This is a genomic window from Neobacillus sp. 204, from assembly GCF_046562815.1.
Taxonomy (GTDB): Bacteria; Bacillota; Bacilli; order Bacillales; family Cytobacillaceae; genus Neobacillus.
The window spans coordinates 440,367-447,362 of record NZ_JBJORY010000003.1 but is presented as its reverse complement, the minus strand read 5'-3'; the positions used below and the strand labels follow the sequence as shown (position 1 = coordinate 447,362).

Genomic DNA, 6,996 nt, shown 5'->3' with positions numbered 1-6,996 from the left:
CATGGGCATGGGTGGCTCTCCTGGCATGGGCATGGGAGGTTCCCCTGGCATGGGCATGGGCAGTTTCCCTGGAATGAGTATGGGAGGTTCCCCTGGCATGGGCATGGGAGGTTCCCCTGGCATGGGCATGGGCAGTTTCCCTGGAATGGGTATGGGAGGTTCCCCTGGAATGAGTATGACAGGTTCCCCTGGCATGGGCATGGGTGGTACTCCTAGAATGGATTTTCCAGGTTATCTATAACATCGATTAACAATACTTTAGTAATATTATTGAACTAACAGATGCGAGAATTTAATACAGCAACGCTTTTTCGAAGCGTTGCTTTTTATCGTGTTACCAGGGGAATATCCTAAAACAATTATCAACCTTTAGTTATGTTTGAATCAATTAAATTAACTTAATAAATACCAAACGATTACTCTTTTTAAAATTGGGTATTCGGATTATCGTTTAGAAAACTACAATAATTAATTTAATGTTAAAAACATATAAATCGGATAATCATGTGGAAATCGATCAAACAAGAAATTTTTTTTGCACTTGAACCTTACGTAAGGTTATGTTTTATAGTGTACTTAACAGTGAATAAGAGAAAGGAAAAGTTAAATGGAAAATACAATTGTTAAGACACTAATTTATGACAAACAAGTTCGATTATTTTTTGTTGATAATACAAAATTAATTAATGAAATTCTTTGCCTTAACAAAGAAACAAACAAAATATTTAAACTTACATTAGGAAAAACCATTTCAGTTGTGAGTTTAATTTCAGGAACCTTAAAAGGGGATCAAAGAATAAGTCTTCAAATGACAATGAGTGACCCAAAATATAAAGTTTTTGCCGATGCGGATGCAAAAGGAAATGTTCGTGGTTATCTCAACGGAGAATTACTGAAAGCCCCTTATGATTATATTAATAAAATATCGCTTGATCGTCTTATTGGTAATAAAGGAACTATTCGTGTGATAAAAGGCTCGGGTATGAATCAATTTACTGGAATAACTGATATGCCATACCGAAACATTGTTGATGACATTTCACATTATTTTATTCAGAGTGAGCAAACTCAAACATATATAGGAGCCAATATTGGATTTGGAAATGGCAATTGTGTTCTATTCAGTAATGCTATATATGCTCAATTGCTTCCAGGTGCTCCTCCTGACCTTATTGATGAAGTAGAACACAGGGTTAATACGAATCGAGAGTTCTTTACCAGCTTGAATAAATATAGCAAGAACAATATTGAAGAAAAGCTAAGTGAGCTATTTAAGGATGTAAAAGTAATAGGATATAGTCCTGTCCAATTTTTCTGTGGATGCTCAAAAGAAATGTTCTACGGGATGCTCCATTCTTTAAGCGAGAATGAATTAAAACAAGCAATTAATAATAAAGAGGCTATTGATACAGCTTGTCATATCTGTGGAAGGACATATCGCTTCAATTATAATGAAATTCAAGGGCTTTTGAAGTAAATGATAATCATGGTGATTAATACATTTTATAAGGATGAAATATGTATGAAAGAATACTGGAAAGTAGGAGAGCTCGCAACATTAACGGGCTTAACGATAAGAACTTTAAGATATTATGATCAAATTGATTTGTTTTCTCCTTCTCAATATACAGAGTCTGGACATCGGCTTTACACAAAATCGGATTTGTCCACACTACAACAGATCTTGGCGTTAAAACAAATTGGGTTATCTTTAGATGATATAAATACTGTCATTACGAACAAAGAAAAAGGTTTTGCCACCAACATTATAGAAACTCAAATAACTCGTATAAAGAGAGATATACAAGTTCAACAAAACCTACTATATGAATTAGAGAGTGCTTTAAAAACAATTCGTAGTAAAAAAGTAATGTCCGTAGAAGAATTAACAAAACTATTAGGAGCAATGAAAATGTATCAAGGGAAATACTTTACAAAAGAGCAATTAGACATGATGAAGAATTATTATGAACAATATGATGAAGATACTTTAAAAGAAGTAGAACAAGAATTTAGAATGATTTTGAAAAAAATACAATTAGAAAAAGAAAATGGAACACCTCCTAATAGTAGTAAGGTACAAGCATTGGCAAAAAAATGGGGTGACATTGTTTACTCATTCACAGGGGATGACCAAGATTTAAGGAAACAAACTGAAAAATTCCATGCTGAAAACCCTGATAATGGTTTGCAGTTTGGGATGGATGCCAAATTATATAAGTATATACAGGAAGCATTAGAATGAATATTACATTCTTCACTGACCAGGGCAATATTGGGAAGACGATAAGCTATTAGAATGCTTCTTTATTTTGTTATGCAAAGAAAGGAAATATAAATGTTAGACAATGTGCTTAACATCCAGAAACTTAATATTCTGGATATGAGAGAGTGTGAGGATGAATACCGATCTCTGGTTGAGACTACTTCTTCCCCCTCCCTCACACTGTCCAAAATGAGGTACTGTTGCAAATTTATATAAACACTGAAAGAAAAGACAGCTGTTCTATGACTTACCAATGCATGCTAAACGCAACACCTATTTCGTCTGCAGCGCAGGTAAACCTTAAAATTCAAGTTTCAGTTATCTGATTTATAATTATTAACACTATTATCATGGTCTTGTTCATTTTTTATATCAAATTCAACTATTCCTTTTTGGTTATAATCAGCTAATGTAATTTTATATATATCTTCTTTACTTAAATTTTTTGTTTGCATTTGAGAATACAGCCAATCTAAATCTTTATTAATAAATTTTAAATTATGTTGGACAATTTCCCCATCCATTATTAAGGGGATAGATACGAAGGTTGGACTTGGCTGAAGTTTTATATCACTGGGTTGTAAAGGGCGTTTGTCTGACTTAGGAAGTATACTTACCTGTCCTGACTCCTCCATAACAGCCATCTCTACATCTAATTTATTTGTATATCCCTGTGTTCGAAGTATACCTTGAAGTTCTTCAACAGTTAGTTTAACTTCTTTTAACCCCTGTTCGTCTATATCACCACCCCGTATTATAACCGTAGGACTATGAGTAATCCAATGCTTGAATTTGTTAACTAATGCAAGTCTTGATAAAAATATATAAAATAAAGCAATGGCAAAAGAATACCATGAAGCGACCCAGTTGTTTTTTGAAACAATTGGTTCTGTGATAGCTGTTCCAATAATCTGTATAAACATAAGGTCAAATGCTGTCATTTGAGCCACTGATCTCTTCCCAGCTATTTTTACTAATAAAAAACCTAAAGAAAACACCATAAAAGGTGTCCATAAATAATCACTTAAGAATGTCACTTTTTAATAATAGCCTCCTTTATTATCCCTAGTATAAGTAGGACTTAGAAATGTTATGTAGGTTGTTACGCGGATTTTTTTATTTCACAGCAGATGATTTTTCTCTTTAACACGGCCTTTGAAAATTAAAATTTAATTAAATTTAAAGTACCTTCAAATTTTAGAAGGTATTTTTTTTTTGATACGAAATATATAAAGTAACACAACCTCTATTCAAATAAGTTTTTATCCTAGTAATAAATAATGTAAAGGGAGTGCGGTAGATGGTAAATATGTTCATAGATAGTATTTGTCCTAAATGCGGAGAGATCAATCAAGTGGAGCATAAAGGGGAGAAAATTCTTATTGTAACTTGTAAGAATCACCATATGTATGACCATGTCGTTATCCCGTATTCTCGAACAATTCCGATTAAGGATGAAAAACGCTTGAAATTAGAAGAAATGCTTGTTGAGAAAAAGTTCCATCGTATGAGTGATAAATCAACCATATGTCTTCTTATTTTTAATAATGGGTATGAAATTGAAGGGCGTTCGACTGTCCGAGATGTTGCAGATTTTCGTACCGTGGTTGGTAAGGATAAAGCTTATGAACAAGCATTGAAGAAGGCAATGGTAGCGTTGGGTGGGTATTTAGTATAAAAAAATGCACATGAAAAAAACGATACTTCTAAGTCGCTTTTTCTTTTGTTTAAATGGAGTAGAGCAAAGCTGATTAAAGCTAATGGAAATTAATATTAGATGACAATTAAGTACCTTCAAAAGTTGAAGGTACTTTTTTCGACAATGAAATATATAAAGTAACACAACTTTGTTTATAGATCTTTTTATCCAAAAATCAATCTTCGATTAAAATTACGGAAAAATATGGTACTTTAGTAGTATTTTTTGATATTTTTGTAAAATGAAGGAAAAAGTATTTTATAATAATAGTAAGAAAATTATAAATTAATAGAAAGGGGTTCTGTGATGAAATTATACATTTCCGTTGACATGGAAGGGATAACTGGAATGGTTGATCATACCCAAGTTGATTCTGGCAAGCATAACTATGAGCGCAGCCGCGTTATTATGACGGATGAAGCGAATCATGTCATAACAGCTGCATTTGATTCAGGATGTAAGGAAGTAGTCGTAAATGACAGCCATTCTAAAATGAATAATCTATTAATTGAGAGGCTCCACCCTGAGACACAACTGATAACAGGTGATGTAAAACCATTTTCAATGGTCCAAGGATTAGATACATCCTTTACAGGAGCGGCATTTGTTGGCTATCATGCCCGCGCCGCATTAAAAGGGGTAATGTCCCATTCAATGATTTTTGGCGTCCGTAATATGTACATAAATGATGTAGTGGTAGGAGAACTGGGATTTAACGCCTATATCGCAGGGTATTATGATGTACCTTTATTGATGGTAGCGGGTGATGACCGCGCAGCTTTTGAGGCAGAGCAGTTGATCCCGGGTGTGACCACCGCAATTGTAAAAGAATCCATTTCAAGGTCTGCCGTCAAATCGCTAACGCCGGTAAAAGCGGGACAACTTCTCCGCGAAAAAACGGCTATCGCACTAAACCATAGAAACAAAGTGAAACCGCTTACACCGCCGGATAGACCACTTCTAGCGATTGAATTTACCAACTATGGGGAAGCAGAATGGGCAAACTTAATGCCGGGCACAGAAATAGTCCCAGAAACGACCATTGTTCGTTTTCAAGCGAAAGACATTTTGGAAGCATACCAAGCAATGCTGGTAATGACGGAATTGGCGATGAGAACAACATTCTGTTAGGAAGTGGACAAGCATGAATACATATTTCATTAAACGTGTTGCAGCTATGATAATCACGTTATGGCTCATTATTACAGCAACATTTTTCTTAATGCATTCGGTACCAGGATCACCATTTAATGAAGAAAGAACTACGAATGAAGCAGTTCAAAAGAACCTAGAAGCTTATTACCATTTAGATCAGCCACTCATAGCCCAATATGGTAATTACTTAGCAGCACTTGTGAAATTAGACCTTGGCCCTTCCATTAAAAAATCATCACAGACCGTTAACGACATGCTGGGAAGAGGATTTCCGGTATCTTTTGAACTTGGATTTTATACACTCCTAGTTGCCACTTTTTCAGGGATATTACTCGGTGTGCTTGCTGCCCTCCGACATAACGGAATTATCGACTATGCAGCGATGAGTATCGCGGTACTAGGAATCTCGATACCGAACTTTGTAATGGCTACTTTTTTGATTGAGGAACTGGCTGTAAGATTCCCGTTATTTCCAGTCGCTACATGGTCTAGCCCAAAACATATGGTATTACCGATTTTGGCTTTAGCAACGGGACCAATGGCGATTATCGCCCGCTTAACTCGCACAAGTATGCTTGAAGTATTAACACAGGATTACATAAAAACAGCGAAAGCAAAGGGATTGTCACCGGTAAAAATTGTCTTTAAACATGCCTTAAGAAATGCCTTACTGCCAGTTGTTACTGTTTTGGGTTCATTAGCTGCCAGTATCTTAACCGGCACTTTTGTTATTGAAAAAATATTCGCGATTCCCGGGATGGGAAAATATTTTGTTGACAGTATCAATACCCGAGATTATCCAGTCATTATGGGAACAACAGTCTTTTATAGTGCGATTTTGATTCTTATGCTGTTAATAGTCGATCTCGCATATGGGGTATTAGATCCTAGAATAAAGCTTCATAAGAAGGAGGCGAAATAATTGGAACTACGGAAACATGAAGAACGGAATATTTCGCCAGAGGTTCCAGATGAATGGTTTGTACCTAAAGTACGAAATCATACAGAGGCAGAAGCAGTCATACGACCGAGTTTGTCATACTGGAAGGATTCGTGGCTAAGGCTGTTAAAAAATAAATTGGCGATGGCAGGATTAGTTTTCTTAGCCTTCCTAGTATTATTGGCGATTTTCGGACCGATGATTTCACCACATACGGTGGAAAAACAATCGTTAACACTGCAGAATTTGCCTCCATCAAGTCAATATTGGTTTGGAACGGATGATTTAGGGCGAGATGTGTTTACAAGAACATGTTATGGTGCTCGAATATCATTATTTGTTGGATTAATGGCTGCCTTTATTGACTTTGTCGTGGGCGTTATTTATGGAGGGTTTTCCGGATACAAAGGCGGCCGAACCGATAACCTGATGATGAGATTTGTGGAAATCCTCTATGGCCTTCCATATTTACTAGTTGTCATTTTAGTAATGGTTGTTATTGGACCAGGTTTAACAACTATTATTCTAGCTTTGTCCATTACCGGCTGGGTTGGGATGGCAAGAATAGTCCGTGGTCAAGTCTTGCAAATTAAAAACTATGAATTTGTTCTAGCATCGAAAACGTTTGGTACGAGAACGGCACGGATCATCCGTAAAAATCTGCTGCCAAATACGATGGGTCCTATTATTGTTCAAATGACGTTAACAATTCCGTCTGCTATTTTTGCAGAAGCGTTTTTAAGCTTTATTGGCCTCGGAATCCAGGCACCGCATGCAAGCTGGGGGGTAATGGCTAATGATGGCTTATCTACTATTCTCTCAGGATACTGGTGGCGTTTGTTCTTTCCAACATTGTTCATTTCATTAACAATGTTTGCGTTTAATGTTTTAGGTGATGGATTGCAGGATGCTCTTGATCCTAAACTGAGGAGGTAG

At 36.0% G+C, this 6,996-nt stretch carries 8 protein-coding genes; 7 read left to right on the top strand and 1 reads right to left on the bottom strand.

Annotation, left to right across the window (positions count from 1 at the left end; genetic code table 11):
- The 3 genes from ACJ004_RS09400 to ACJ004_RS09390 form a co-directional block, all read left to right on the top strand.
- Positions 1–241 (top strand): hypothetical protein (locus tag ACJ004_RS09400; RefSeq protein ID WP_410892640.1); only part of this gene is annotated, 241 nt, incomplete at its 5' end.
- A gap of 366 nt (positions 242–607) precedes the next feature.
- On the top strand, positions 608–1,477 hold the full coding sequence (locus tag ACJ004_RS09395) for an Hsp33 family molecular chaperone HslO (protein ID WP_410892639.1): 870 nt from the start codon (positions 608–610) through the stop codon (positions 1,475–1,477).
- A 45-nt stretch (positions 1,478–1,522) separates the two neighbouring features.
- The gene (locus ACJ004_RS09390; RefSeq protein ID WP_410892638.1) at positions 1,523–2,245 is read left to right on the top strand and encodes a MerR family transcriptional regulator; all 723 of its coding nucleotides are present in this window, start codon (positions 1,523–1,525) and stop codon (positions 2,243–2,245) included.
- Between the two features lie 335 nt (positions 2,246–2,580).
- On the opposite strand, the gene ACJ004_RS09385 is transcribed toward ACJ004_RS09390, so the two are convergent.
- On the bottom strand, positions 2,581–3,303 hold the full coding sequence (locus tag ACJ004_RS09385; RefSeq protein ID WP_410892637.1) for a DUF421 domain-containing protein: 723 nt from the start codon (positions 3,301–3,303) through the stop codon (positions 2,581–2,583).
- Positions 3,304–3,566: 263 nt separating this feature from the next.
- Here ACJ004_RS09385 and ACJ004_RS09380 point away from each other — a divergent pair, with 263 nt between their 5' ends.
- The 4 genes from ACJ004_RS09380 (at position 3,567) to ACJ004_RS09365 (ending at position 6,996) form a co-directional block, all read left to right on the top strand.
- On the top strand, positions 3,567–3,944 hold the full coding sequence (locus ACJ004_RS09380; RefSeq protein ID WP_410892636.1) for a Gp49 family protein: 378 nt from the start codon (positions 3,567–3,569) through the stop codon (positions 3,942–3,944).
- A 327-nt stretch (positions 3,945–4,271) separates the two neighbouring features.
- Entirely contained in the window at positions 4,272–5,096 is an 825-nt protein-coding gene (locus ACJ004_RS09375; RefSeq protein ID WP_410892635.1) for a M55 family metallopeptidase, read from the top strand.
- Between the two features lie 13 nt (positions 5,097–5,109).
- Positions 5,110–6,042, top strand: coding sequence for an ABC transporter permease (locus ACJ004_RS09370; RefSeq protein ID WP_410892634.1), 933 nt, complete (start codon positions 5,110–5,112; stop codon positions 6,040–6,042).
- On the top strand, positions 6,043–6,996 hold the full coding sequence (locus ACJ004_RS09365) for an ABC transporter permease (RefSeq protein WP_410892633.1): 954 nt from the start codon (positions 6,043–6,045) through the stop codon (positions 6,994–6,996).